The organism is Ensifer sp. ZNC0028, assembly GCF_000799055.1.
GTDB lineage: Bacteria > Pseudomonadota > Alphaproteobacteria > Rhizobiales > Rhizobiaceae > Ensifer.
In genome coordinates this window covers 37,758-62,715 of sequence record NZ_JTLA01000103.1, presented here as the reverse complement: position 1 = coordinate 62,715, position 24,958 = coordinate 37,758, and the positions used below count along the sequence as shown (strand labels likewise).

At 61.5% G+C, this 24,958-nt stretch carries 27 protein-coding genes; 10 read left to right on the top strand and 17 right to left on the bottom strand.

Annotated features, from left to right (window positions below):
• Window positions 1-38: 38 nt before the first annotated feature.
• From rseP to L981_RS23995, 8 genes are all read right to left on the bottom strand, one after another.
• The gene (rseP, locus tag L981_RS24030; RefSeq protein WP_043622181.1) at window positions 39-1,172 is read right to left on the bottom strand and encodes an RIP metalloprotease RseP; all 1,134 of its coding nucleotides are present in this window, start codon (window positions 1,170-1,172) and stop codon (window positions 39-41) included.
• Window positions 1,173-1,203: 31 nt separating this feature from the next.
• On the bottom strand, window positions 1,204-2,037 hold the full coding sequence (locus L981_RS24025; RefSeq protein WP_043622178.1) for a phosphatidate cytidylyltransferase: 834 nt from the start codon (window positions 2,035-2,037) through the stop codon (window positions 1,204-1,206).
• The gene (locus tag L981_RS24020; protein ID WP_043622175.1) at window positions 2,037-2,780 is read right to left on the bottom strand and encodes an isoprenyl transferase; all 744 of its coding nucleotides are present in this window, start codon (window positions 2,778-2,780) and stop codon (window positions 2,037-2,039) included. Before L981_RS24020 ends, L981_RS24025 begins: the two co-directional genes overlap by 1 nt.
• A 37-nt stretch (window positions 2,781-2,817) precedes the next feature.
• Entirely contained in the window at window positions 2,818-3,378 is a 561-nt protein-coding gene (gene frr / locus L981_RS24015) for a ribosome recycling factor (RefSeq protein WP_034796704.1), read from the bottom strand.
• Between the two features lie 53 nt (window positions 3,379-3,431).
• Window positions 3,432-4,154, bottom strand: coding sequence for a UMP kinase (gene pyrH / locus L981_RS24010; protein ID WP_043622205.1), 723 nt, complete (start codon window positions 4,152-4,154; stop codon window positions 3,432-3,434).
• Window positions 4,155-4,346: 192 nt separating this feature from the next.
• Window positions 4,347-5,270: a translation elongation factor Ts gene (gene tsf / locus L981_RS24005; protein ID WP_043622170.1), complete on the bottom strand. Its 924-nt coding sequence runs from the start codon at window positions 5,268-5,270 to the stop codon at window positions 4,347-4,349.
• Window positions 5,271-5,523: 253 nt separating this feature from the next.
• A complete protein-coding gene (gene rpsB / locus L981_RS24000) occupies window positions 5,524-6,291 on the bottom strand; it encodes a 30S ribosomal protein S2 (protein ID WP_043622167.1) in 768 nt (255 codons plus the stop codon).
• 182 nt (window positions 6,292-6,473) lie between these two features.
• Entirely contained in the window at window positions 6,474-7,301 is an 828-nt protein-coding gene (locus tag L981_RS23995; RefSeq protein WP_043622165.1) for a cell envelope integrity EipB family protein, read from the bottom strand.
• Window positions 7,302-7,446: 145 nt separating this feature from the next.
• On the opposite strand from L981_RS23995, the gene L981_RS23990 reads away from it, so the two are divergent.
• Genes L981_RS23990 through L981_RS23975 form a run of 4 tightly spaced genes read left to right on the top strand, consistent with a single transcriptional unit; the run spans window position 7,447 to window position 10,304 of the window.
• The gene (locus L981_RS23990) at window positions 7,447-7,914 is read left to right on the top strand and encodes a RidA family protein (protein ID WP_043622203.1); all 468 of its coding nucleotides are present in this window, start codon (window positions 7,447-7,449) and stop codon (window positions 7,912-7,914) included.
• Between the two features lie 13 nt (window positions 7,915-7,927).
• The gene (locus L981_RS23985) at window positions 7,928-8,653 is read left to right on the top strand and encodes a glycerophosphodiester phosphodiesterase (protein WP_043622162.1); all 726 of its coding nucleotides are present in this window, start codon (window positions 7,928-7,930) and stop codon (window positions 8,651-8,653) included.
• Between the two features lie 4 nt (window positions 8,654-8,657).
• Window positions 8,658-9,845, top strand: a complete 1,188-nt coding sequence (locus L981_RS23980; RefSeq protein WP_043622159.1) for a GNAT family N-acetyltransferase — start codon at window positions 8,658-8,660, stop codon at window positions 9,843-9,845.
• A gap of 42 nt (window positions 9,846-9,887) precedes the next feature.
• Entirely contained in the window at window positions 9,888-10,304 is a 417-nt protein-coding gene (locus L981_RS23975) for an HIT family protein (RefSeq protein ID WP_043622157.1), read from the top strand.
• Window positions 10,305-10,390: 86 nt separating this feature from the next.
• On the opposite strand, the gene L981_RS23970 is transcribed toward L981_RS23975, so the two are convergent.
• From L981_RS23970 to L981_RS23935, 8 genes are all read right to left on the bottom strand, one after another.
• Window positions 10,391-10,735, bottom strand: coding sequence for an AzlD domain-containing protein (locus L981_RS23970; RefSeq protein ID WP_043622154.1), 345 nt, complete (start codon window positions 10,733-10,735; stop codon window positions 10,391-10,393).
• The gene (locus L981_RS23965) at window positions 10,732-11,469 is read right to left on the bottom strand and encodes an AzlC family ABC transporter permease (RefSeq protein WP_043622151.1); all 738 of its coding nucleotides are present in this window, start codon (window positions 11,467-11,469) and stop codon (window positions 10,732-10,734) included. Before L981_RS23965 ends, L981_RS23970 begins: the two co-directional genes overlap by 4 nt.
• Before the next feature lie 190 nt (window positions 11,470-11,659).
• Window positions 11,660-14,176: an ATP-dependent Clp protease ATP-binding subunit ClpA gene (gene clpA, locus L981_RS23960; RefSeq protein ID WP_043622148.1), complete on the bottom strand. Its 2,517-nt coding sequence runs from the start codon at window positions 14,174-14,176 to the stop codon at window positions 11,660-11,662.
• A 9-nt stretch (window positions 14,177-14,185) separates the two neighbouring features.
• A complete protein-coding gene (clpS, locus tag L981_RS23955; protein WP_043622145.1) occupies window positions 14,186-14,539 on the bottom strand; it encodes an ATP-dependent Clp protease adapter ClpS in 354 nt (117 codons plus the stop codon).
• A gap of 239 nt (window positions 14,540-14,778) precedes the next feature.
• Window positions 14,779-15,135 carry a phasin family protein gene (locus L981_RS23950; protein ID WP_034796735.1) on the bottom strand — a complete coding sequence of 119 codons (357 nt, stop codon included), beginning with the start codon at window positions 15,133-15,135 and terminating at the stop codon, window positions 14,779-14,781.
• Window positions 15,136-15,414: 279 nt separating this feature from the next.
• Window positions 15,415-15,618 (bottom strand): DUF3126 family protein, encoded by a 204-nt coding sequence (locus L981_RS23945; protein ID WP_034796738.1) that lies wholly within the window; start codon window positions 15,616-15,618, stop codon window positions 15,415-15,417.
• A gap of 99 nt (window positions 15,619-15,717) precedes the next feature.
• The gene (cysE, locus tag L981_RS23940; protein WP_043622142.1) at window positions 15,718-16,545 is read right to left on the bottom strand and encodes a serine O-acetyltransferase; all 828 of its coding nucleotides are present in this window, start codon (window positions 16,543-16,545) and stop codon (window positions 15,718-15,720) included.
• A gap of 88 nt (window positions 16,546-16,633) precedes the next feature.
• A complete protein-coding gene (locus L981_RS23935; RefSeq protein ID WP_043622138.1) occupies window positions 16,634-17,419 on the bottom strand; it encodes an alpha/beta fold hydrolase in 786 nt (261 codons plus the stop codon).
• A 174-nt stretch (window positions 17,420-17,593) separates the two neighbouring features.
• On the opposite strand from L981_RS23935, the gene L981_RS23930 reads away from it, so the two are divergent.
• A complete protein-coding gene (locus L981_RS23930; protein WP_043622135.1) occupies window positions 17,594-17,839 on the top strand; it encodes a zinc-finger domain-containing protein in 246 nt (81 codons plus the stop codon).
• Window positions 17,840-17,848: 9 nt separating this feature from the next.
• Window positions 17,849-19,015, top strand: coding sequence for an FAD-dependent monooxygenase (locus L981_RS23925; RefSeq protein WP_043622132.1), 1,167 nt, complete (start codon window positions 17,849-17,851; stop codon window positions 19,013-19,015).
• A 98-nt stretch (window positions 19,016-19,113) separates the two neighbouring features.
• On the opposite strand, the gene L981_RS23920 is transcribed toward L981_RS23925, so the two are convergent.
• Complete coding sequence (locus tag L981_RS23920) at window positions 19,114-20,304, bottom strand: cystathionine beta-lyase (protein ID WP_043622129.1); 1,191 nt, start codon at window positions 20,302-20,304, stop codon at window positions 19,114-19,116.
• A gap of 340 nt (window positions 20,305-20,644) precedes the next feature.
• Here L981_RS23920 and L981_RS23915 point away from each other — a divergent pair, with 340 nt between their 5' ends.
• The 4 genes from L981_RS23915 to L981_RS23900 all read left to right on the top strand — a co-directional run bounded on the left by L981_RS23915 (window position 20,645) and on the right by L981_RS23900 (window position 24,913).
• The gene (locus tag L981_RS23915) at window positions 20,645-21,670 is read left to right on the top strand and encodes an amino acid ABC transporter substrate-binding protein (protein ID WP_043622127.1); all 1,026 of its coding nucleotides are present in this window, start codon (window positions 20,645-20,647) and stop codon (window positions 21,668-21,670) included.
• 93 nt (window positions 21,671-21,763) lie between these two features.
• Window positions 21,764-22,957: an amino acid ABC transporter permease gene (locus L981_RS23910; RefSeq protein WP_043622123.1), complete on the top strand. Its 1,194-nt coding sequence runs from the start codon at window positions 21,764-21,766 to the stop codon at window positions 22,955-22,957.
• Window positions 22,958-22,961: 4 nt separating this feature from the next.
• Entirely contained in the window at window positions 22,962-24,119 is a 1,158-nt protein-coding gene (locus L981_RS23905; RefSeq protein ID WP_043622120.1) for an amino acid ABC transporter permease, read from the top strand.
• A 17-nt stretch (window positions 24,120-24,136) separates the two neighbouring features.
• A complete protein-coding gene (locus L981_RS23900; protein WP_043622118.1) occupies window positions 24,137-24,913 on the top strand; it encodes an amino acid ABC transporter ATP-binding protein in 777 nt (258 codons plus the stop codon).
• The last annotated feature ends 45 nt before the right edge of the window (window positions 24,914-24,958 follow it).

The following is a 24,958-nucleotide window of genomic DNA, read 5'->3' as shown; positions in this document are numbered from 1 at the left end:
TCCGTCGAAATCCCCCTCGCCGTTTCCCCGGCCGAACGCTAGCCGAAGAACATCGATATGTCGTTCCAGGTGGCAAAGACCATGAGCATCAGCACCATGGCAAAGCCGATCCGATAGGCGACATCCTGCGCGGCCGGGCCTACCGGCCTTCCGCGCAAGGCCTCAACCGCATAGAACATCAAGTGGCCGCCATCAAGCACCGGAACGGGCATGAGGTTAAGCAATCCTATGGAAACAGACAGGATCGCGGCAATATTCAGCAAAAACGGAATTCCAAGCGTCGCCATCTGCCCCGAAACCTTGGCGACGCGGATCGGTCCACCGATCTGATCCGCCTTCATCCGCCCGGTCACGACATTGGAGAGATAGTCGAAGGTGCCGGTGACGACATGCCAGCTTTGCAGGACGCCCTGCCCAACGGCCTCGATCGGACCGTAATTGACGGTGCGGAAATTACCGGCCTCCTGATCGGTCAGGATACCGATGACGCCGATTTCCATCTTGTTGCCGAACTGGTCCGTGAGCTCGGTGCGCTGCGGCACCATGGACAGATCGAGCATCGCGCCGTTGCGTTCGATGCGAATCGAAATCGGCATTTCCGGACGGACGCTGACATAGCGGCGAACGTCGTCGAAGGTGACGACCGGCGTGCTGTCGATCGAAATCAGTCGGTCTCCGGGTACGACGCCGGCCTGCGCAGCCGCACTGTTCTCATTCACCCGCGCAACCACCGGATCGGCGACCTGGCGTCCGTAGACGGAAAACAGAACGGCAAAGATGACGATGGCGAGAATGAAGTTTGCGATCGGCCCGGCAGCGACGGTTGCCGCGCGCTTCCACAATTTGGCGCCGAGGAAGGTCTGGCTGCGCTCTTCTGGCGCCAGCGCCTCCAGGCGCTTGTAGTCCGGCACGCTCGCCGCATCCTCGTCGCCGTAGAACTTGACGTAACCGCCCAGGGGAATCGCCGCCAGTTTCCACCGGGTTCCGTGCCGGTCGGTCCAGCCGACGAGTTCAGGGCCAAAGCCGATCGAAAAAGCGAGAATGCGGATGCCCGACCAGCGGCCGACGAGGTAGTGGCCCATCTCGTGTACGAACACCAGCAGCGTCAGCACCAAAAGAAATGGGATGACGTAGCCGGTCAGAATCTGAAGGGCATCAAACAGATATGTCATGAACGTTCCTCAAGCACCCATGGGCCTAAGCTCAAAGGCTATACAGGACTGATCCGAAAGCGATCTGGCGCCCATCGCTGACGAAATACTGAACCATGACCAGAATCAACGCCGCGACGCACGCGAAAATCAATCCATCGACCCGATCCATAACGCCGCCATGCCCCGGAATGAGACGGCTGGAATCCTTCACCCCAAAACGGCGCTTGATGAAGGATTCGAACAAGTCTCCCACTTGGCTGGCGACAGAAAGCACCAGCGCAATGATCGGAATCCGGAGATCTTGCAGCGAAAAATAAGCCATAAAGACGGCAACGCCGGCGAGGATGCCGCAAATTGTGCCACCGATGGCGCCCGACCACGTCTTGCCGGGCGATATGCGCGGGGCGAGCTTCGGTCCTCCGATCGCGCGGCCGGTAAAATAGGCGAAGATATCGGTCGCCCAGACGACGGCAAAGACGAACAGCGTCGCCATCAGGCCGAGATCGTCGGCGCCGCGAAGCGCGGCAAGCGAAATGCCGGTCAGTCCGGCATAGGCGATGCCACCCGGCAGCCACCAACTGGTCTTCTGCAAGGATACCCAAAGGACGGTGAGCACAACAAAGGCGGCCAGGACCGGAAGGCTGTAGCCGATGTATCCGGTCACGATCAGGCCGGCGATGATGACAATGGCCAGCCAACCAACGGCGTTGCCCTGGAAATCCCCTTCCTGGAGGCCAGTGATCGTCGACCACTCGTAATACACCAGCAGCGCAATCAGCGCCGAGAGAAGCTGGAATGCCAGGCCGCCGAACCAGGTCGCCGCCAGTGTCACCGCCGCGAGGACCACGCCCGAAGCGATACGAAGCTTGAGTTCAGTCTGCATCAGGAACCAACCGCCAGCGTGGGCTCGGTGACGCCGCCGAAGCGGCGCTCGCGGCAGGCGTATTTTTCAAGAGCCGCCAGGAACGTCTCGCGGGTAAAGTCCGGCCACAGCTCCGGAACGAAGATCAATTCCGAGTAGGCGCCCTGCCACAGAAGGAAATTCGAGAGACGCTCTTCGCCGCTGGTGCGGATGATCAGGTCCGGATCCGGGATGTCCGATGTGTCGAGCGTCGCCGAGATACGTTCGGGGGTGATGTCCTCGGGCCGCAACCGTCCTTCGGCGACTTCCGTCGCCAGGCGCCGCATGGCCCGTGTCATTTCATCCCGCGCGCCGTAGTTGAAGGCGATAACAAGCGTGATGCCGGTATTTGCCCGCGTCGTCTCCTCCGCCTCCACCAGCAACGGTAGAATGTCACCCCGGAGGTTGGAGCGGTCGCCGATGACGCGGATGCGCACATTCTCGCGGTGCAGGTCGGCAAGATCCCGGCGGATGAAGGTCTTGAGCAACCCCATGAGATCGCTGACTTCCGCCGCCGGCCTGCTCCAGTTTTCCGAGGAAAAAGCAAAAAGCGTTAGGTAGCGGATCCCCAGCTCGCCCGCCGTCTTGACGGCGGCGCGAACGGTCTCGACGCCCTTGCGGTGCCCCATCGTGCGCGGAAGCCCACGCGCGTTCGCCCAACGCCCGTTGCCATCCATGATGATGGCAACATGTTCCGGAACGGTCGTGGAAGTGAGGTTTTGCATAAGGCGTCCGCGAAAGGAGACTCAGATCACGAGCAGATCAGACCTGCATGATTTCCTTTTCCTTCTCGACGAGCAAGCGGTCGATATCGGAAATCGTTTCGTCGGTCATCTTTTGCACGCGCTCGGACTGAGAACGGCTGATATCCTGGCCGATGTCGCCATCCTTTTCGGCTTTTTTCAGGTCGTCCATGCCATCGCGACGAACGTGACGCACGGCGACCTTCGCCTTTTCGGCGTAGTCATGTGCCACTTTGACGAGCGACTTGCGGCGCTCTTCGTTGAGCTCCGGCAGCGGAATGCGCAGGTTCTGGCCGTCGATGATCGGATTGAGGCCGAGGTTCGATTCGCGAATGCCGCGATCGACGGCGCCGACCATCTGCTTGTCCCAGACCGAGACGGACAGCATGCGCGGCTCGGGAACCGTGATGTTCGCCACCTGGTTGAGCGGCACGCGCGAGCCATAGGCTTCGACGGTCACCGGATCGAGAACGTTCGCCGACGCGCGGCCGGTACGGAGCGACGCGATATCGCTCTTGAATGCGGAAATGGCGCCATCCATGCGACGCTTCAGTTCCTTCAGGTCAACACCTTCACTCATGGTCGAAACTCCCGTTCTATCATGCGCCGGCCGCAAGGCCGTTCTGCAGCTTCTTAGTTGTCTGTGACGATGGTCGCGCGACCGCCGCCGGTCAATATTTCCGCAAAGCCACCCTTCTCATGAATGGAGAAGACAACGATCGGAATGGCATTTTCGCGTGCGAGCGCGACGGCGGCAACATCCATGACGGCAAGGCCCTTCTCGAGGACTTCGCTGTGCGTCAGGCGGTCGAAGCGGGTCGCAGTCGGATCCTTCTTCGGGTCGGCGGAATAGATGCCATCGACCTGCGTGCCCTTGAAGATCGCCTGCGCGCCCATTTCGGCGGCGCGAAGGGCGGCGGCAGAATCGGTCGTGAAGAAGGGGTTGCCGGTGCCGCCGGCAAAGATCACGACGCGGCCGAGGGAAAGATGGTAGAGCGTTGCACGCTGCGAGAAGCTCTCGCAGATCTCCGGCATCGCGATTGCCGAGAGCACCACCGTGTCGATGTCGAGCTTGCGCAGCGACGTTGCGAGCGCCAGCGCGTTGATCACGGTTGCCAGCATGCCCATGTGGTCGCCGGTCACCCGGTCGCCACCCTTGGAAGCGACGGCCACGCCGCGGAAGATGTTGCCGCCACCGACAACCACGCCCACTTCGACGCCCATGGCACGGGCCTCAGCGATATCTGCGGCGATCCGGTCGGCGACCGCGACATCGATGCCGAAGCCCTGGCTGCCCATCAGGGCTTCGCCGGAGGCTTTGAGTAGAACGCGTTTGTAGAGTGGCTCGGCCGGCATCATCGCTCCTGAACAGATCGGCGCGCGTGCGCACGAAGGCGGCGCACAGCGCATAAGGACACATTGCGCTCCATGGTTTCAACCGCAACGGCGTATTTTCCGGCGGGTCCAGCGCATTGACGAAGCCGGATACACGAAGGGCACCGCGTTGTCACGCGATGCCCCAAGGTTTTCCCAATATGGGTGAAGAAATCAGCCCTTGGCGACGGCTGCAACTTCTGCAGCGAAGTCGGACTCTTCCTTCTCGACGCCTTCGCCGAGCAGCAGGCGAGCCATACCGGTGACTTCGATCGGTGCGCCAGCGAGCTTTTCAGCGTCCTTGACGGCCTGACCGACGGTGATTTCCGGGTTCATGACGAAGGCCTGCGACAGCAGAGCGACTTCTTCGAAGAACTTGCGCATGCGGCCTTCAACCATCTTTTCGATGATGTTGTCCGGCTTGCCCGAGGCGCGCGACTGTTCGATGAAGACGTTGCGCTCGCGCTCGGCGACAGCGGCGTCGACTTCGTCGGCGCGGATCGCGAGCGGGTTGGTCGCAGCGATGTGCATGGCGACCTGACGGCCGACCGAGTACAGCACTTCCTTGTCGCCGACCGACTTCAGCGCGACGAGAACGCCGAGCTTGCCGATGCCGTCGCCAGCAGCGTTGTGGATGTAGGTTGCAACAACGCCGTCTTCGACCTTGAGCAGAGCTGCGCGGCGCAGCGTCATGTTCTCGCCGATGGTGGCAATCGCATCCTTGATGGTCTCATCGACCGACTTGCCGGTTGCCGGGTAGTTCGCAGCGGCGATGGCTTCAACCGAGCCGTCGGTCGTCAGCGCTACATTGGCAACGCCGCGGACGAGTTCCTGGAACGCTTCGTTGCGGGCAACGAAGTCGGTTTCGGAGTTGATTTCGACGACGACGGCCTTGACGCCACCGCTGACAATACCGATGAGGCCTTCAGCAGCCGTGCGGCCCGACTTCTTGTCGGCCTTGGCGATGCCCTTGGCGCGCAGCCAGTCGATCGCAGCTTCCATGTCGCCGTTGGTTTCGGCGAGCGCCTTCTTGCAGTCCATCATGCCTGCGCCGGTCTTTTCGCGCAGTTCCTTCACCATTGCTGCAGTTACACTCATCTTATTGCCTCTTTGTCTGTTGGTTGGCGCGCTGCCCTTGAGGGCGCGGTACCAGGAGGTGTGGCAGGGAATGGCTTTTCATTGTGACACCGTGATGACTGCATCATCGCGGGCATTGTCCGGATCCAAGGATCCGAATGGATCGGCGCCACCCCTGGCTGAAAAGAACAAGGCCGTTTTGACTTTCATCACAAACGGCCTTGTCCCGACATTTCATTGGGGGCGGCAGAGTTTATCTGCCGCCAAGGCCCGATCAGGCGTCGGAGGCCTCGTCGAGCGCCGGCTCAACCGGAGCTTCGGCGGATGCGCCGAGGTCACGGCCCGATGCGCCCTGCTGGCGTGCGATGCCGTCGATGGCAGCGCGTGCGATGAGGTCGCAGTAGAGAGCGATGGCGCGCGAAGCGTCGTCGTTACCCGGGATCGGATAGTCGATCTGGTCCGGATCGCAGTTCGAGTCGATGACTGCGACAACCGGGATGCCGAGGCGCTTGGCTTCGTCGATCGCGATCGATTCCTTGTTGGTGTCGATGATGAACATCAGGTCCGGCGTGCCGCCCATGTCGCGGATACCGCCGAGAGCGCGGTTCAGCTTTTCGCGTTCGCGCTCGAGGTTCAGGCGTTCCTTCTTGGTGAAGCCCGAAGCTTCCGAAGCGAGGATTTCATCGAGCTTGCGCAGGCGCTGGATCGAGTTCGAAATCGTCTTCCAGTTGGTCATCATGCCGCCGAGCCAGCGAGCGTTGACGTAGTACTGGGCCGAACGCTTGGCAGCGTCAGCGATGATTTCGGACGCCTGGCGCTTGGTGCCGACGAACAGAACGCGGCCGCCGTTGGCAACGGTGTCGCTGACGATCTGCAGGGCGCGCGACAGCATCGGCACGGTCTGTGCGAGGTCGATGATGTGAACGTTGTTGCGATCGCCGAAAATGTACGGCTTCATCTTCGGGTTCCAGCGGTGCGTCTGGTGGCCGAAGTGAACGCCAGCTTCCAGAAGCTGACGCATGCTAAAATCAGGCAATGCCATGCCTTTTCTCCTTTTCCGGTTTAACCTCCGCGAAGCGTCGAGCATGTCTTTCGACCGGCCCACCGGCGGAACGATCCGGATTTCTCCCGGAACATCCCAAGCTTCACGTGTGGAATGGGCAGCCCCTTAACGGCAACCGCCCGATAAATCAAGCCGCAAACGCCGCTTTTTACCGCAATCGGCTATTTGCAGTCCTCGGATTTGAACACTTCGAGATCCGCAAGCTTGCCGCTCAGGACGAAATCGCCGTAGTCCATCGTCAGATCGCGGGTAATCCCATTCTCGTAGAGCTTGAACGACATGCGGTAGATCGGCAGCGCGTCGCCGCTCTTGTCGTCGTTGAAGTAGGAGATGGTCACCGGCCAATAATTGTCGCCGCTGAGCTTACCCGCCTTGCCGGCATCCGGTTCGTCCGCCGAGGGCTTGCGCGACTTGCCGACGAAGGTTGAGGTGATCAGGGTCTTGTCGCCCGAATCGGAGCCGTCGAAGATGCGTGCCTCAAAGAGGCTCTCGCCCTTCTTCGCCCGCGAGATCACTTCCATCATGTGCGCGGTCGGAAACCGGCTCGCCGCGAGTTCTATTTCGCGCTTGTCGGGCGCGGTCAGTTCGACCTTGACACCCGCCTTATCCTCATGCGCCGTCCCGCGCACTTCCTTGTCCAACTTCTCGTCGGTGAAGGAGCGGGTCAGGAAGCGGAAGTTACCGTTCTTCAGGTCCTCGTAGGTGGTCGTCTGCTGATCGGTCAGGCGCACTTCCTCGCCGGTATCGACCTGGGTGACGAAACGGAAGCTGACGGTATAGCCCGCGCAGGCCGAGCCATTGAACTCGTAGACCATGCGACCATACATGCCGGCGATACCGGAACGATCCGACGCATCCTTGAGTTCGAGATCATAGACGGCACGGTGCGGCACAAGGGCGTTTGCGTACGCCGCCGTGGCGCCCGATAGTGTCATGACGGCGAAACAGGCGCTGCCCAAAGTGGCGAGACCGAAGCCTTTATGAAACATCCGTTTCCTCCTGTTGGACTCGCCGGCAATGCTATAAACAAGCGTTCGGCAGAAGCGAGGCGGCGTTCGCAGGAAAAAGCCGGCGCCCGCCGCGATCCGGCCTGAATGCAGGATTTTAACACAAAAGACAACAATGGAGCTTTCCATGTCGGCAGAGATCGAAGCGCGCCTCAAGGACCTCGGAGTGACCCTTCCCCAGGCTGCGACCCCGGTTGCAAACTACGTGCCCTACGTCATCAGCGGCTCGATGCTCTACATCTCCGGACAGCTTCCGATGGAAGACGGCAAGGTCGCCGTGACCGGCATCGTCGGCAAGGATGTGGACGTTGCCCGCGCACAGCGCGCCGCCGAACTCTGCTCGATCAACATCCTCGCTCAGGCCAAGGCAGCACTCGGCGGCGATCTCGGGCGCATCCGCCGCCTGGTGAAGATCAATGGCTTCGTCGCCTCGACCCCGGAATTCGTCGAGCAGCACCTCGTCATCAACGGCGCGTCCAACCTGCTCGCCACCGTGCTCGGTGAGGCCGGCAAGCATGCGCGCGCCGCCGTCGGCATGGCTTCCCTGCCGTTCAACGCCGCCGTCGAGATCGACGCCGTCATCGAAATCGCCTGACAGAGTGCCCGACATGGCTGACATTTCCTGGCTGAAGGCCCAACCGATTGCCCATCGCGGCTATCACGACATGAACAAGCAGGTGTGGGAAAACACGCTTTCGGCCTTCTCCCGCGCCATCGACGCCGGCTTCGCGATCGAATGCGACCTGCAATATACCGCAGACAGCATTCCGGTCGTCTTCCACGATGACGACACCCAGCGCCTTTGCGGCATCAAGGGCGACGTGCGCGCCCGCACCGCCGGCGAACTCGGTCTGATGGCGATCGGCGGCACGAAGGACAAGGTGCCGACGCTGACGCAGATGCTGCGCCTGGTTGCCGGCAAAGTACCGCTCGTCATCGAGCTCAAGGGCCGCAAGGGCGATGACGAGGGCTTTGCCGCCGCCGTGCTCGAAACGCTCGAAGGCTACAAGGGTCACGTTGCGCTGATGAGCTTCGACCACTGGCTGCTCAAAGACCTGAAGGCGCTCGACGCGCCCTACCCGCTGGGCCTCACCGCGGAAGGCGCCAATCCGGAGACTTTCTTCGTGCACGAGGAAGCCATGCAGCTGGGGCTCGATTTTATCTCCTACCACTACGGCCACCTGCCAAACTCGTTCATCACCAAGGAACGGACGCTCGGCAAGACGATCATCACCTGGACCGTGCGCGACCGGCAGGCCGAAGCCTACACGTTCGCCCATGCGGATCAGATGACCTTCGAGGGTTTCGACCCGCGGGAGGCCCTGGTTTCCTAACGTAATGTCAGACGCCGTCACCCTCCGCATTGCGCAATCCTTCACCGATATACCGGCGGCACGCTGGAACGTGCTGTCCGGTGCATCGAAGGCGTTTCCCGGCGGTGTCTACAATCCCTTCCTCTCGCATGCCTATCTTTCGGCGCTCGAGGAGTCCGGGTCGGCGACGGCCAAGACCGGTTGGCTCGGCCAGCATCTGTTGCTCGAAGGTGGCGATGGCCAATTGCGCGGCGGCCTCGTCTGCTATCTGAAGAGCCACAGCCAGGGTGAATACGTTTTCGACCACGGTTGGGCCGACGCCTTCGAGCGCGCCGGCGGCCGCTACTACCCGAAACTGCAAAGCTCCATCCCCTTTACGCCTGCGACCGGACCACGGCTGCTTACGGCACCGGATGAAAACACGAGCGCCGTTCAGGATGCGCTTGCGGCGGGCTTGAAGGAGCTCGCCCGCAGACACGATGTCTCATCGGCCCATGTGACTTTCGTGCCCGAAGCCGAGATCCCTGCGCTTGAACGCGCCGGGTTCCTGCACCGCACGGACCAGCAATTCCACTTCACCAACGAAGGCTATGGCTCCCACGCCGATTTTCTGGAGACCCTTGCCTCACGCAAGCGCAAGGCGCTGAAGAAGGAGCGCAGGGCTGCGCTCGAAAACGGCATTTCGATCGACTGGCTGACCGGCAGCGACCTGACGGAAGCGATCTGGGACGAGTTCTTCACCTTCTACATGGACACCGGCGGGCGCAAGTGGGGCCGCCCCTATCTGACGCGCGCGTTCTATTCGCTGATCGGCGAACGCATGGCCGACGACATCCTGCTGGTGATGGCGCGCCGCAACGGCCGCTACATCGCAGGCGCGATCAACTTCATCGGCGGCGATGCGCTCTACGGTCGCCACTGGGGCTGCATCGAGGATCACCCGTTCCTGCATTTCGAGGTCTGCTATCACCAGGCGATCGATTTCGCGATCGCCAAGGAGCTGAAGCGCGTTGAGGCCGGCGCCCAGGGTGAGCACAAGCTTGCGCGCGGCTACATGCCCGTCACCACCCATTCCGCCCATTTCATCACCCATCCGGGGCTCGCCCGCGCCGTCGGCGACTATCTTCAGCGCGAGCGCAGGGATGTGGAGGAAACGGGCGAAATCCTTGCAGAGCATGGACCTTTCCGCAAAGGTGACCGGCAGGACGACTAAGCCGCTTTTCGTGAAGCCGGTTTCATTAGACGAGGAAGAACAATGAGCTACGACGACAACAACATCTTCGCCAAGATCCTGCGCGGCGAAATTCCCTCGCATCGCGTCTATGAAGACGACGCGACGATCGCCTTCATGGATGTCATGCCGCAGGCCGAAGGCCATCTCCTCGTGGTGCCGAAATCCCCCTCGCGCAACCTGCTCGACGCCGATGCCGCAACGCTGCCGGCGCTGATTGCTACCGTGCAGAAACTGGCCGTTGCCGCCAAGGAAGCTTTCGACGCCGATGGCGTGACGATCATGCAGTTCAACGAAGCGCCGGCCGGACAGTCGGTCTTCCATCTGCATTTCCACGTCATTCCGCGGCAAGCAGGCGTGCCGCTGAAGCCGCATTCCGGCACGATGGAAGACGGCGCCATCCTCGCGGCCAATGCCGAAAAGGTAAGGCAGGCGCTCTAATCGCGCTCATATCATCCACTCGGGGAACCAGGAGCCGGCGAAGCCGGCTCTTTAACAGACGGTCAGTTGAAAGACCTCGCCTCGGCCTAAAAGCCCAACCACCACAGGCCCAGCGCCAATGCGGCAATCGCTGAGGCGATCCCGGTTGCCGGCTTTCGTCCAAACAGGAAGAAGGCGGCAGCCCCAAATGCGACGGCGCCGGCGCGCAGCCATAGCGGGGATTGTTCGAGTACGCCCGTGGGATAGAGAATGAGCTTTGCGATGACCGCTGCGACCAGCGCGGTAGCCACTGCCCTCACCCAGTTCAGTGCCTCGGAATCATCGCGCAGCTTGTTGCCGGTGATGACACCAAGCCAGCGCCAGATGTCGGTCGCCAGCCAGCCGGCAATCGCGATGAAGACATAGGCCCACCACCCATCCTGCCAGGTCATGCTCCCACCTCCTTGCGTTGGCGCCAGAGGCGTTCGACCAGCCAGGCAAGCGTGCCGCCGACAAGGCCGGCCAGCAGAATGTCGAATTCCGGAAACAGCCAGTAGAACAGCGGCCCGCCGGCAAGACCGAAGAGCAACGCCACGTAGACGACGGGGTGGCGCGCCGAATGCCAGATCGAGGCGAGGAAGTAGACCGGCGTCAGGAAGAAGAGGCAGCCGGCGACGATTGGTGGGAAATCGGCGACGAAGTGGTAGACGACGGCGACAAGCAACATGTTTGCCGCCACCAGAGTGATACCGAAGCCCGCGAAAAAGGCGACGCGCCGCTCTCGCGGCACCTGCGGCACCTTCTCCATTGCGAACACCCAGGCGGTGATCGCGACGAAATGCGAGAGGAAGAGCAGAAGCCAAGTCGGCGTGCGCGACCCGCGCAATTCCGGTATCAGCGCGGCGACCATCGGCATCAGCCGGACGGACGACAGCGAGACCGCGAGGAAGGCGGTCGCAAGTCCCGCGCCACTCATCATCGAGCTCACGAGAATGACCTTGGCCGGGAGCGCCCAGACCATGCCGACCATGAAGACCACTTGCTCGACGGGGATGCCGGCCTGGGCCGTCAGCGAACAGAAGCCGACAAAGGACAGCATCAGAATGAAGGCCGGCAGGCTGAAGATGCCGCGCATGCCTTTCCCGAACCAGGCGAGCGAAGATTGCTCGTCTTCTTCTCTCTTCATCGGCGATTCCGGATTGTTTCCAACTCGACCACGACGACCCCGGATCGAATCGTCCGGGATCAGCAAGGCCGAATATAGGCTATCGGACCGGCCCGCGGGCGAAAAACCGCGCTGGGGTTTCTATTTCGTCCTCAAAGAAAAACGGCGCCGGATGGTTTGCATCCGGCGCCGTCGAACGTGTCTTGCGGGGTTACTTCTTGCGCGGCACCTTCGGCACCGTGCGGCCCTTTCTGGGAGCCACGTCGCCTGCCCCGGCTTCGTCATCCGTCGACGCCTTGGCGGCAGCCTTCTTCGGCTTGGACTTCGGCGCGGGCTCGGCGCCCACCTCTTCCTTGTCCTCGGCCTTCTTCGGCTTTGTCGCCTTCATTGCCGGGCGGGATACTTCCGCCTTCGGCTTGATCGGCGTTGTCTCCGGAACTGCATCGAGCAGCAGGCCCTTGGTGCCATCGGCCTTGGTGCCGATCGTCACCTTGACGACGCCGCCCTTCTTCAGCTTGCCGAAGAGGATTTCATCGGCGAGCGGCTTCTTGATGTTTTCCTGGATGACGCGGGCGAGCGGCCGCGCGCCCATCTTCTCGTCGTAGCCCTTCTCGGCCAGCCAGGCGATCGCCTCCGGCGCGAGGTCGAAGGTGACGTTGCGCTCGGCGAGCTGGGTTTCGAGTTGCATGACGAACTTCTGCACCACCTGGTGGATGACCGGGGTCGGCAGCGAAGCAAACGGAATGACCGCGTCCAGACGGTTGCGGAATTCCGGCGTGAACAGGCGGTTCAGCGCCTCTTCATCTTCGCCCGTACGCTTGGAAGAACCGAAGCCGATGGCGGCCCGGGCCATTTCCGATGCGCCGGCATTGGTCGTCATGATCAGGATGACGTTCCGGAAGTCGATCTTCTTGCCGTTGTGATCCGTCAGCGAACCATGGTCCATGACCTGCAACAGGATGTTGAACAGGTCCGGATGCGCCTTCTCGATCTCGTCGAGCAGAAGCACACAATGCGGATGCTGGTCGACGCCATCGGTCAGGAGGCCGCCCTGGTCGAAGCCGACATAGCCGGGAGGTGCACCGAGCAGACGCGAAACCGTGTGCCGCTCCATGTACTCCGACATGTCGAAGCGCAGGAGCTCGACCCCAAGCGAGGTCGCAAGCTGCTTGGCGACTTCCGTCTTGCCGACGCCGGTCGGGCCGGAAAAGACGTAGCAGCCGATCGGCTTGTTCGGTTCGCGCAGGCCGGCACGGGCCAGCTTGATCGACGAGGCGAGCGCCTCGATCGCCAGGTCCTGGCCGTAGACGACCGAGCGCAGTTCGCGCTCGAGGTTGGCAAGCACAGCTTCGTCGTCCTTGGAGACCGTCTTCGGCGGAATGCGCGCCATCGTCGCGATCGTCGCCTCGATCTCCTTCTCGGTGATCAGCTTGCGGCGCTTGCTGGCGGGAAGCAGCATCTGTGCGGCGCCGGATTCGTCGATCACGTCGATCGCCTTGTCCGGCAGCTTACGGTCGTTGATGTAGCGAGCCGACAGTTCGACGGCCGCCTTGATCGCCTCGTTCGAGTATTTCAGGTGGTGATACTCTTCGAAGTAAGGCTTCAGGCCCTTCATAATCTCGATCGCGTCGGCAATCGTCGGCTCGTTCACATCGATCTTCTGGAAGCGGCGGACAAGCGCCCGGTCCTTCTCGAAGAACTGACGATATTCCTTGTAGGTCGTCGAACCGATGCAGCGGATCGCACCGGAAGACAGTGCCGGCTTCAACAGGTTCGACGCATCCATGGCGCCGCCGGAGGTGGCACCGGCGCCGATGACCGTATGGATCTCGTCGATGAACAGCACGGCGCCCGGATAATCCTCGAGTTCCTTGACCACCTGCTTCAGGCGCTCTTCGAAATCACCACGATAGCGCGTACCGGCAAGCAGCGTGCCCATGTCGAGCGAGAAGATCGTCGCATCCTGCAACGCTTCCGGCACCTTCTTTTCAATGATGCGCTTGGCAAGGCCTTCGGCGATCGCCGTCTTGCCGACGCCGGGGTCACCGACATAGAGCGGATTGTTCTTCGATCGGCGGCACAGCACCTGGATGGTGCGGTTCACCTCGGCGTGACGGCCGATCAGCGGATCGATCTTGCCGGACTTCGCCTTCTCATTGAGGTTGACGCAATAGGCGGTCAGCGCGTCCTGCTGCTTCTTGGCGCTTGCCTCTTCGTTGTCGCGCGCGGGCTTCTGCTCGCTCTCGTGATCGTCGGAGCCGCGCACCGGGCGGGCTTCGGAGCTGCCGGGCCGCTTGCCGATGCCGTGCGAGATGAAGTTGACCGCGTCGTAACGGGTCATCTCCTGCTCCTGCAGGAAATAGGCAGCGTGGCTTTCGCGCTCGGCGAAGATCGCGACCAGCACGTTGGCGCCGGTCACTTCCTCGCGGCCGGACGATTGGACGTGAATGACCGCCCGCTGGATCACGCGCTGGAACCCGGCCGTCGGCTTGGAATCTTCGTCGTAGCCGGTCACCAGGTTCGAAAGTTCGTTATCGACGTAATCGGTTACGGTCTTGCGCAGCGTCTCAAGATTGACATTGCAGGCGCCCATCACGGCCGCCGCGTCGGCATCGTCGATCAATGCCAGAAGCAGATGCTCGAGCGTAGCGTATTCGTGGTGGCGCTCGTTGGCAAAAGTCAGTGCCTGGTGCAGCGCCTTTTCGAGGCTGGGCGAAAATGTTGGCACGTTAGTTCCTCATTTCTTTTCCATGACGCATTGCAACGGATGCTGATGCTGCCGGGCGAAATCCATCACTTGCGTCACCTTGGTTTCGGCGACCTCATAGGTGAAGACGCCGCACTCTCCCACGCCGTGATTGTGGACGTGAAGCATGATGCGGGTCGCCTCTTCCGGGTTCTTTTGAAAGAAGCGCTCCAGAATATGGATGACAAATTCCATCGGCGTGTAATCGTCATTCAAAAGCAGAACACGATACAAACTCGGCTTTTTGGTCTTCGGCTTGGTACGCGTGATGACGGACGTGCTGCGGTTGTTGCCGTTCCCCTCATCATCGCTACCTTGCTGCATCCGGACCGGCATGGCGATCATTCTTGTCAGTTCCTTGTCCAGCAGCGACCCATCGAACTCGGCCGCAGCCTGCTTGCCCTTTATCTAATGGTTCGTTTTCAGATTTTAAGACCGAACCAACACACTGCAATCATAATCGCACGTTGACCGGCAAGATTGATCAACTTTCTTTGGGCTGCGCACAGCTTATGCGAAAAACAAAAAGGCCGGTCGCAGCGCTGCGACCGGCCTTTTTATTGGGAAATTGTTCTAGCCGGTGATCAGGCTGCTGCAGCGGCTGCCTTGACTGCTGCCGTAGCCTTGGCAACCGGCGCTTCGTAGGGCTTGTAGGCGTCCTTGGCGAGGTCGGCATACATTTCACCGATCTTCGTTGCTTCGGCGACGAAGCCTTCGTAGCTCGACTTCACGAAGTTGGTCTGCAGTTCGAACGCAGCCTCGACGCTCTTGACGCTGGTCAGCTTTTCGACATGCGCGACGCTGTCCTCGAACGACTTCTTCGAAAAGTCAGCGGCTTCGGTCGCGATAGCCTGAAGACCCTTGGTCCAGGCGGAATAGCTCTTCACAGCCACGTCAATGGCTTCCTTGCTCTTCTTGTTTGCATCGTCGAAGTTGAACATCCGGTGTCTCCTTGGTGACGGCCTGATCTGGAGGCTTCAGTTTATGTGCACTGCACAAAAAGTCAAGACGAGTGTGCGATGCAATAAAATACAACAGATGCAACAACTTGATGAAATATCGCGGTCCGGCATGAAATTTCTTGCCGCATTCACTAAAGCCCCAAGGTGAGCAATGGCGAGCAATTGCCCAGCGAGACATCAACCTCCCGCACAAAACAATAAACCCCAAAAATCCCAGGGATTTTCGGGGTTTATACTGAAAGCGTCCGACGTTGGACCTTAGAGGTCGATGTCGAGGATCGCCATGGAGAAGTTGTAGGAAAGCTCGCCGTCTTCCTCGTCGCGGAAGACCACACCGAGGAACTCGTCACCGAGATAGACTTCAGCGGACTCGTCCTTCTTCGGGCGAGCCTTGACGACCATCTGCTGATTGAAGGTGCGCTTGAAATAGGCTTCAAGCTTGCGGATTTCTTCGGGCTTCAAAACACGTCTCCGTAGCCGTTTAAACTGTGCGGCGCTTCTCGCACGCTGCATCGGCGGGTGTAAACCCCTCGAAAGAGGCTACGCACCGGTTCCCGCATGTCAGATATCGAAGCTGGCAAGGATCTGGTCCATTTGGCGCGACGGTTCGGAACAACCGGCCTCGCCCACGACCTTTGCCGGCACGCCGGCCACGGTCGATTTCGGCGGCACCGGTTTCAGCACGACCGAACCGGCAGCAACGCGCGAGCAGTGCCCGATATGGATATTGCCGAGGATTTTCGCTCCGGCGCCGATCAGGACGCCATCTGCGATCTTCGGATGGCGATCGCTGCCCTCCTTGCCCGTGCCGCCAAGCGTCACGCCGTGCAGGATCGAGACATTGTCGCCGATGACGGCCGTCTCGCCGACAACGAGGCCCGTCGCATGATCAAGGAAGATGCCGCGGCCGATGCGGGCGGCGGGGTTGATGTCCGTCTGAAAGACGCTGGACGCGCGGCTCTGCAGGTAGAAGGCGAAATCCTTGCGGCCGCGCTTCAACAGCCAATGGGCCAGGCGATGCGTCTGTATCGCGTGGAAGCCTTTGAAATAGAGCACCGGCTCGAGGAATCGGGTGCAGGCGGGGTCGCGGTCGTAGACGGCCTGGATATCGACACGCAGGATGGTGCCCCATTCCGGCCAGTCCTCGAGCATTTCAGAAAAGGTCTGGCGCAAAAGGTTCGCTTGCAGATCCGGGTGATCCAGCCTTTCGCAGATGCGGTAGATCACGCTTTCTTCGAGGGAATGCTGGTTGACCACGGTGGAATAGAGGAAGGCCGCGAGCATGGGGTCGTGCTCGGCGGCGACCCGGGCTTCTTCGCGCAGGCTATTCCAGATCGGGTCCATAACTTTCAGCGCTTCTGCCTGGCGAAGTTCGGTCTTGGCGACCATCGTCGCTCTCCTTCCTTGTCCGTGCCTGCCATCACTATAGGGGAAATCAGGCGTGACTTAAATGGCGTCTGGCGGCGACAACGATACGCTAGGCGCGATCGATCTCCGCCAGAAATTCGAGCACCGCTTTCTTGAAAACCCGGTCGCCGACGGCGAGCATATGGTCGCGGCCGGGAATGTCGAGCGCCCGCGCATGCGGCATCAACGCGGCAAGTTCTTCGGCCGATCCGGCGATATCATCGGTCGTCCCGACGCCGATCAGCGTCGGCTGCTCGATGCGCGCCATGTCCTGCGGCGTCAGCAGATCCCGCGAGGTCGAGATACATGCCGCAAGCGCCTGCCGGTCGCTCTTGGTCTGGTCGGCAAAGGCGCGGAACATGCGCCCGCGCGCATGGGTCACGTCGTCGAGCGACGGCGCCACCAAAGCGTCGGCAATCGGATCCCAATCCCCTACCCCCGACACCATGCCGATGCCGAGGCCGCCGAAGACCAGCGAGCGCACGCGGTCGGGATGCGCGAGCGCCAGGAAGGCCGAAATGCGCGCGCCCATCGAATAGCCCATGACATGGGCCTCGGCGATCCCGAGATGCCCGAGCAATGCAGCGGCGTCACCCGCCATCTGCTGCGGGCGATAGAGTTCCGGGTCATAGGGCTTGCTGCTCTTGCCGTGGCCGCGATTGTCGAGCGCGATGACGCGGTATCCGGCATCGCCCAGCGTCTTCAACCAGCCCGGAAACACCCAGTTGACGTTGGCGCTTGAGGCAAAGCCATGGATGAGCAGAATGGGCGCGCCGGACGGGTCGCCTTCATCGAAGAAGGCGATCTCCAGACCGTCATGATTGAAACGGGAAAACGGCGGCGGGGTGAGATCCATCTATTCATCCTCGGGCATATCGATCCGGCGCAACCTAGTTCGTCGCTTTGGCGGGCGAAACCCCGCACCGGCAAAAACCACAACTGCGGCAGCTTTGCCGCTACACATTTCCGGCAAAGCTGACTATGGTGCCGCCAAATTTGACCTTCAGACTTGCATTCATCGGAGCATGACATGGCCGGCCACAGCATCCCGCATTTCCAGAATGACGGCGGACATCAGGCAATCGAAATCGGCGTCAAGGAATTCATGTGCACCGGCGCATCCGTTCCCTACGATCACCCGCACATCTTCATCGACATGGGTGACGACAGCGAGAAGGTCTGCTCCTACTGCTCCACGCTCTACCGCTACAATCCGAAACTGAAGGCGACCGAAACCAATCCCCCCGGCTGCCTCTTCGCCCATAAAGCCGCCTGATAAGCGGCGATGTCGCGCCCCGTCGCGATCATCGGCGCCGGCATCGGCGGCCTCACGGCTGCCCTGTGCCTCGCCCGGCGCGGCTTCGAAGTCGACATCATCGAGCGGGCAACGGCGCTGACCGAAGTCGGCGCCGGCCTGCAGCTCTCGCCGAACGCCTCCCGTATCCTCATCGAACTCGGCCTGCTTGCGCAGCTTGAGAGCGTATGGACGGAGCCCGAACGCATCGGGCTCGTTGATGGCCGCTCCTTGCGCGCGCTTGCCAACGTATCGGCCGGAACCTTCGCGCGCCGCCGCTGGCATGCGCCCTATGGCGTTCTTCACCGCGCCAGCCTTCAGAAAATCCTGCTGCAGGCCGTTCAATCCGAACCGCGCTGCCGGCTCCACCTCGGGTGCCAGATCGACAAGCCCGGGGAACAGGCGATCGCGGACGTGACCGGGCGCAAGCCGGACGTCGTCATCGGCGCCGACGGCATCTGGTCGCGGCTGCGCGAGAGCGTGCCCGGCGCCGGCCGCGTCCGGTTTTCCGGCAATGTCGCCTGGCGAATGACGCTTGCAGCCGACATCGCCGCGGGCGTGCTGAAGCGCGACGACGTCACCGCCTTCCTCGGCCCGCACGCCCATCTCGTCGCCTACCCCCTGCGGGAAGTCGGCGGCTTCAACCTCGTCGCCATCATCGAGGGCAAGGAGACCGACGCGGTCTGGGTCGGCAAGGATTCGGACGAGCGGCGCCAGGATTGCCTGAACGCCTTTTCCGGCTGGAACCCAGGCATCCGCTCTCTTCTCGAGAAGGCGGTTGCGCCCACCTACTGGCCACTCTGCACCGTCGACGACGGCGCCTGGCAGGATGGGCAAAGGACTGTGCTGATCGGCGATGCGGCCCATGCAATGACGCCCTTTGCGGCCCAAGGTGCGGCCATGGCCATCGAGGACGCATTCGCGCTTGCGGCCTGCCTGTCTGAAGACCTCAGCGTCTCGGATTCCTTGCGGAAATTCGAAGCCCTTCGCCGGCCGCGCATCGCGCGTGTCCGCCGCCGCGCGGCCTTCAATCATTTCGCCTATCACGCCCGCGGCCCGGTGCGCATCGGCCGCGACATGGTGCTGAAGCTCAAGGGCGCCGACGCGCTCGCAGCCGACCTCGACTGGCTCTACGGCTACGGCGCGCCAGAACGCTAGAAAGCCGCAGCTCGCTGCAATTTGGCCCGGCTCACCCGGCGAACCTCACCCAGAAAAGCAGAACGCCGCGGATAACCGCGGCGCCCGTTCCTTCCTTGTCAGACTGCGTTTGCCGCAGCCAGGCCCGCTTCGATGTCGCGGCGGATATCCGGCACGTCCTCAAGGCCGATCTGCAGGCGGAGAACCGGTCCTTCCGTCGGCGCCAACGCCACCTTGCGATCGCCGAGACCGACGTGGACTGCGAGGCTTTCGAAGCCGCCCCAGGAATAGCCAAGCCCGAAGAGCCTGAGCGCATCGAGGAAGGCGTGCGCCTTGGCCTTGAAACGATCCGGGCTCTCCGCCTTCAGGACGAAGGAGAAGATGCCGCTTGCGCCGGTGAAGTCGCGCTTCCAGAGCTCATGACCGGGGAAGCTCGGCAGCGCCGGATGCAGCACGCGAGCCACTTCGTCGCGTGTTTCCAGCCACTTCGCCAGCGTCAGGGCGCTTTCCTGGTGCCGCTCCAGGCGGATGCCCATGGTGCGCAGGCCACGCAGGATCTGGTAGCTGTCATCGGGCGATACGCAGACGCCGAGTGTCACCATCGCCTCCGTCAGGGCCGGCCAGTGCTCGGCATTGGCCGAGACTGTGCCGAAGAGCACGTCCGAATGGCCGGACGGATACTTGGTCGCCGCATGGATCGACACGTCGACGCCATGGTCGAGCGGCTTGAAGTAGACCGGCGTCGCCCAGGTGTTGTCCATGGTGACGATGCAGCCATGGCGATGGGCGGCATCGGCGATGGCGCGGATGTCCTGCATTTCAAAGGTGTTCGAGCCCGGCGCTTCGGTGTGCACCAGGCGCGTGTTCGGGCGAATCAGGCTTTCGATCGCCGCCCCGATCATCGGATCGTAGTATTCGACCGTGACGCCGAGGCGCTTCAGCATCGTGTCGCAGAAGTGGCGCGTCGGGAAGTAGACCGAGTCGACGATCAGGGCATGGTCTCCGGCCGAGAGATAGGCGAGGAACGGCACCGTGACCGCCGCCAGCCCCGAGGGCACGAGGATCGTTCCGGCGGAACCTTCGAGTTCGTTGATCGCGTCGCAGAGCGCGTCGGTGGTCGGCGTTCCGCGGGTGCCGTAGGTGTACTTCTGCGCCCGCGTCTCCATGGTCTTGGCGTTCGGGAACAGCACCGTGGAGGCGTGCACCACCGGCGGATTGACGAAGCCGAAGTAATCGGAGGGGTTGTTGCCGCTGTGGGCGAGACGCGTGTTGATGCCTGCCTTGCCGTTCACATTGCCACTGTCTGCCATTGCTCATTCCGCTTCTTGATTTCGAATGCAAAACTCTTCGAACGAGCCACAATCGCGGTCAAGTGTCAAAAATCACGGAGTGTCGTTTTGACCGTTGCATGGCCACTTTTGGCGATTTTTCCGCCAGAGCGTGCTTCGCACCCCCAAGATCTGCCTAACTTTCTGGCTTGTTTCGAGTTTTTCACATGCAAAACCAGAAAATCGGCGGCCTCTCTTGACCCTCATGGAATTTGAGCATGAGATAGCCGACACTCGCGCCAGGAGGGTGGCGGAGGCTCACCGCGCTAGGAGACGCGACGGTGCAGACTGGAACTAACGACAACAGAAAAAGGTTCTAAAAATGGCAAAAAGAATTCTGACAGCTCTCGTTGGCGCTGCTGTCATGGGGATTGGCATACAGGCGGCTTCGGGCGCTACTCTTGATGACGTCAAGGCCAAGGGCTTTGTCCAGTGCGGCGTGAACACCGGCCTCGCCGGCTTCGCAGCGCCGGACGCTTCGGGCAACTGGAGCGGCTTCGACGTAGACTACTGCAAGGCAATCGCCGCCGCGATCTTCGCGGATGGCAGCAAGGTCAAGTACACCCCGACGTCCGCCAAGGAACGCTTCCCGGCGCTGCAGTCGGGCGAAGTGGACGTCCTTGCCCGTAACACCACCTGGACGATCAACCGCGACACCGCGCTCGGCTTCAACTTCCGCCCGGTCAACTACTATGACGGCCAGGGCTTCATGGTTCGCAAGAGCCTGAACGTCAAGTCGGCGCTGGAACTCTCGGGCGCTGCCGTCTGCGTGCAGACGGGCACCACCACCGAACTCAACCTTGCCGACTACTTCAAGGCGAACAACCTGCAGTACAACCCGGTCGTCTTCGAAAAGCTTGAAGAGGTCAACGCCGCCTATGACGCCGGCCGTTGCGACGTTTACACGACCGACCAGTCCGGCCTCTATTCGCTGCGTCTGACGCTGTCGAAGCCGGACGATCACATGATCCTGCCGGAAATCATCTCGAAGGAGCCGCTCGGCCCGGCCGTGCGCCAGGGTGACGACCAGTGGTTCGATATCGTCAGCTGGACCCATTACGCATTGATCCAGGCTGAAGAGTTCGGCATCACCCAGGCCAACGTCGAAGAAATGAAGAAGTCCACCAACCCGGACGTTCAGCGCTTCCTCGGCGTCGAGGCTGACACCAAGATCGGTACCGACCTCGGTCTCACCAACGAATGGGCCGTGAACATCATCAAGGCCGTCGGCAATTACGGCGAAGTCTTCGACCGCAACATCGGCGCCGGCAGCCCGCTCAAGATCGAGCGCGGCCTCAACGCGCTGTGGAACAAGGGCGGCATCCAGTACGCTCCGCCGGTCCGCTAAGGCGAACCGATAATAAGGGGGAAGCGGACAACCGCTTCCCCATCCCAACGATAAAAACACCCAAAAGGGTGAAAAGGGGAAAAGAGGCATTGCATGGCGATTGGCGTCACAACTACGCCTGAGAAATCGAAAGCGTCGGGGTCGTTCATCAACGACCCTCAGGTCCGCGGCATCTTCTATCAGGTCATCACTGTCGTCCTAGTCGGGGCCTTCGTCTATTGGGTGGCCGACAACACGATCGAAAACCTCAAACGGGCGAATATTGCTTCCGGCTATGACTTCCTCAGGGGGCGCGCCGGCTTCGACGTCGGGCAGTCACTGATCGCCTATACCAGTGATTCGACCTATCAGCGCGCACTGGTCGTCGGCCTGCTCAACACGCTGCTGGTCGCGGTCTGCGGTATTTTCACGGCGACCATCATCGGTTTTGCAGTCGGCATCGGCCGTCTGTCGCACAACTGGCTGATCGCAAAACTGTCGCTCGCCTATGTCGAGGTGTTCCGCAACATTCCGCCGCTGCTCGTGATCTTCTTCTGGTACAGCGGCGTTCTGGCGATCCTGCCGCAGCCGCGTGAATCGGCAGCGCTACCGCTGAACATGTTCCTCAACAACCGCGGCCTTGCCTTTCCGAAGCCGGTGCTCGGTGACGGCTGGCAGTACACGTTCTTCGCCTTCGTCATCGCGATCATCCTAAGCTTCGCCGTGGCGCATTACGCCCGCAAGAAGCAGGAGGCCACGGGACAACGTTTCCCGCTGCTCTGGACGGTTCTCGGGCTCATCATCGGCCTGCCGCTCCTGACGTTCTTCGCCACGGGATCGCCGATCACCTTCGACATTCCGGTCGCCGGCAAGTTCAACCTGACGGGCGGCTCGGTCATCGGGCCGGAGTTCCTCTCCCTGTTCCTGGCGTTGTCGTTCTACACCGCGGCCTTCATCGCCGAAATCGTGCGCGCCGGCATTCGCGGCGTGTCCAAGGGACAGACGGAAGCTGCCCACGCACTCGGCATCCGGCCAGGCCTGACCACGCGCCTCGTCGTCGTTCCGCAGGCGCTGCGCATCATCATCCCGCCGCTCACCAGCCAGTATCTGAACCTGACCAAGAACTCGTCGCTCGCCGTCGCCATCGGCTATGCCGATCTCGTGGCCGTGGGCGGAACGATCCTCAACCAGACGGGACAGTCGATCGAAGTCGTGACGATCTGGATCATCGTCTACCTGTCGCTGAGCCTCACGACATCGCTGTTCATGAACTGGTTCAATGCCCGCATGGCCCTGGTGGAGAGATAAGATCATGAACACACACCAGGGAACTTTTGTCCGCGCCTCGATGATCGAGGGTTCCGCCCCGCCGGCAGCGGAGGGGGGCGTCGTCCGTTGGTTGCGCGAGAACCTCTTCGCCACGCCGAAGGATACGGTGCTGACCATCATCAGCTTGCTGTTGCTCGCATGGCTGGTGCCACCGGCCATCCAATGGCTCTTCGTCGATGCGGCATGGACAGGCGGTGGCCGCGGCGTCTGCGCAACGGTTGCGCAAGGCGGCAGCCAGCCGGAAGGTTGGAGCGGCGCCTGCTGGGCGTTCGTCAACGCCAAGATCGATCAGTTCGCCTATGGACGTTATCCGCTCGACGAGCGCTGGCGGCCGACCTTGGTCGGCGTTCTCTTCGTGCTCTTCCTTGTGCCGATGGCGATGCCGAAGGTCCCGTACAAGGGCATCAACGCCATCCTGCTCTTCGCCGTCCTGCCGATCATCGCGTTCATCATGCTTCCGGGCGGCTGGTTCGGCCTGACCTATGTCGAGACACCGCTCTGGGGCGGCCTGATGGTGACGTTGATCCTGTCTTACGTCGGCATCACCGTGTCTCTGCCGCTCGGCATTCTGCTGGCGCTCGGGCGGCGGTCGCATATGCCCGTGATCAAGATGCTCTGCACCGCCTTCATCGAGCTTGTGCGCGGCATTCCGCTGATCGCAGTGCTGTTCATGGCCAGCGTCATGCTGCCCTTGTTCCTGCCGCAGGGCGTGACCTTCGACAAGCTCCTGCGCGCGTTGATCGGCGTGTCGCTCTTCGCTTCGGCCTATATGGCGGAAGTGGTGCGCGGCGGCCTGCAGGCGATCCCGAAGGGGCAGTACGAGGGCGCGGATTCGCTCGGCCTCAGCTACTGGCAGAAGACGAACCTGATCGTCCTGCCGCAGGCGCTGAAGCTGGTGATCCCCGGCATCGTCAACACCTTCATCGGCCTTTTCAAGGACACGTCGCTGGTGTCGATCATCGGCATGTTCGATCTGCTCGGCATCGTTCGCTTCAACTTCACGGACGCCAACTGGGCTTCTTCGGTCACGCCGATCTCAGGGCTAATTTTCGCTGGCTTCATATTCTGGCTTTTCTGCTTCGGTATGTCGCGCTATTCAGGTTTCATGGAACGCGTGCTCGACACGGCCCATAAACGATAAAATGAGGGGAGGATCGCATGGCAAACGCAGCCACTGCTTCCAAAATGACCGTATCTGCAACGGATGTTGCGATCGAAATCACCGGAATGAACAAGTGGTACGGGGACTTTCACGTCCTTCGTGACATCAACCTGAAGGTCATGCGCGGCGAGCGCATCGTCATTGCCGGCCCGTCGGGTTCGGGCAAGTCGACGATGATCCGCTGCATCAACCGGCTGGAAGAGCACCAGAAGGGCAAGATCGTCGTCGATGGCATCGAGCTCACCAACGATCTGAAGAAGATCGACGAAGTGCGCCGCGAAGTCGGCATGGTATTCCAGCACTTCAACCTCTTCCCGCACCTGACGATCCTCGAAAACTGCACGCTTGCTCCGATCTGGGTCCGCAAGATGCCGAAGAAGCAGGCCGAAGAAATCGCGATGCACTTCCTGAAGCGCGTCAAGATCCCGGAACAGGCACACAAGTATCCGGGCCAGCTCTCCGGCGGCCAACAGCAGCGCGTGGCGATCGCCCGCTCGCTGTGCATGAAGCCGAAGATCCTGCTGTTCGATGAGCCGACCTCGGCGCTCGACCCGGAAATGGTCAAGGAAGTGCTCGACACCATGGTGTCGCTCGCCGAAGAAGGCATGACCATGCTGTGCGTGACCCACGAAATGGGCTTCGCGCGCCAGGTGGCCAACCGCGTGATCTTCATGGACCAGGGCCAGATCGTCGAGCAGAACTCGCCGGCCGAGTTCTTCGACAATCCGCAGCACGAGCGCACCAAGCTTTTCCTCAGCCAGATCCTGCACTAGGATCGGCCGAGACGACACGAAAAAAGCCCGCCTCATCGAGGCGGG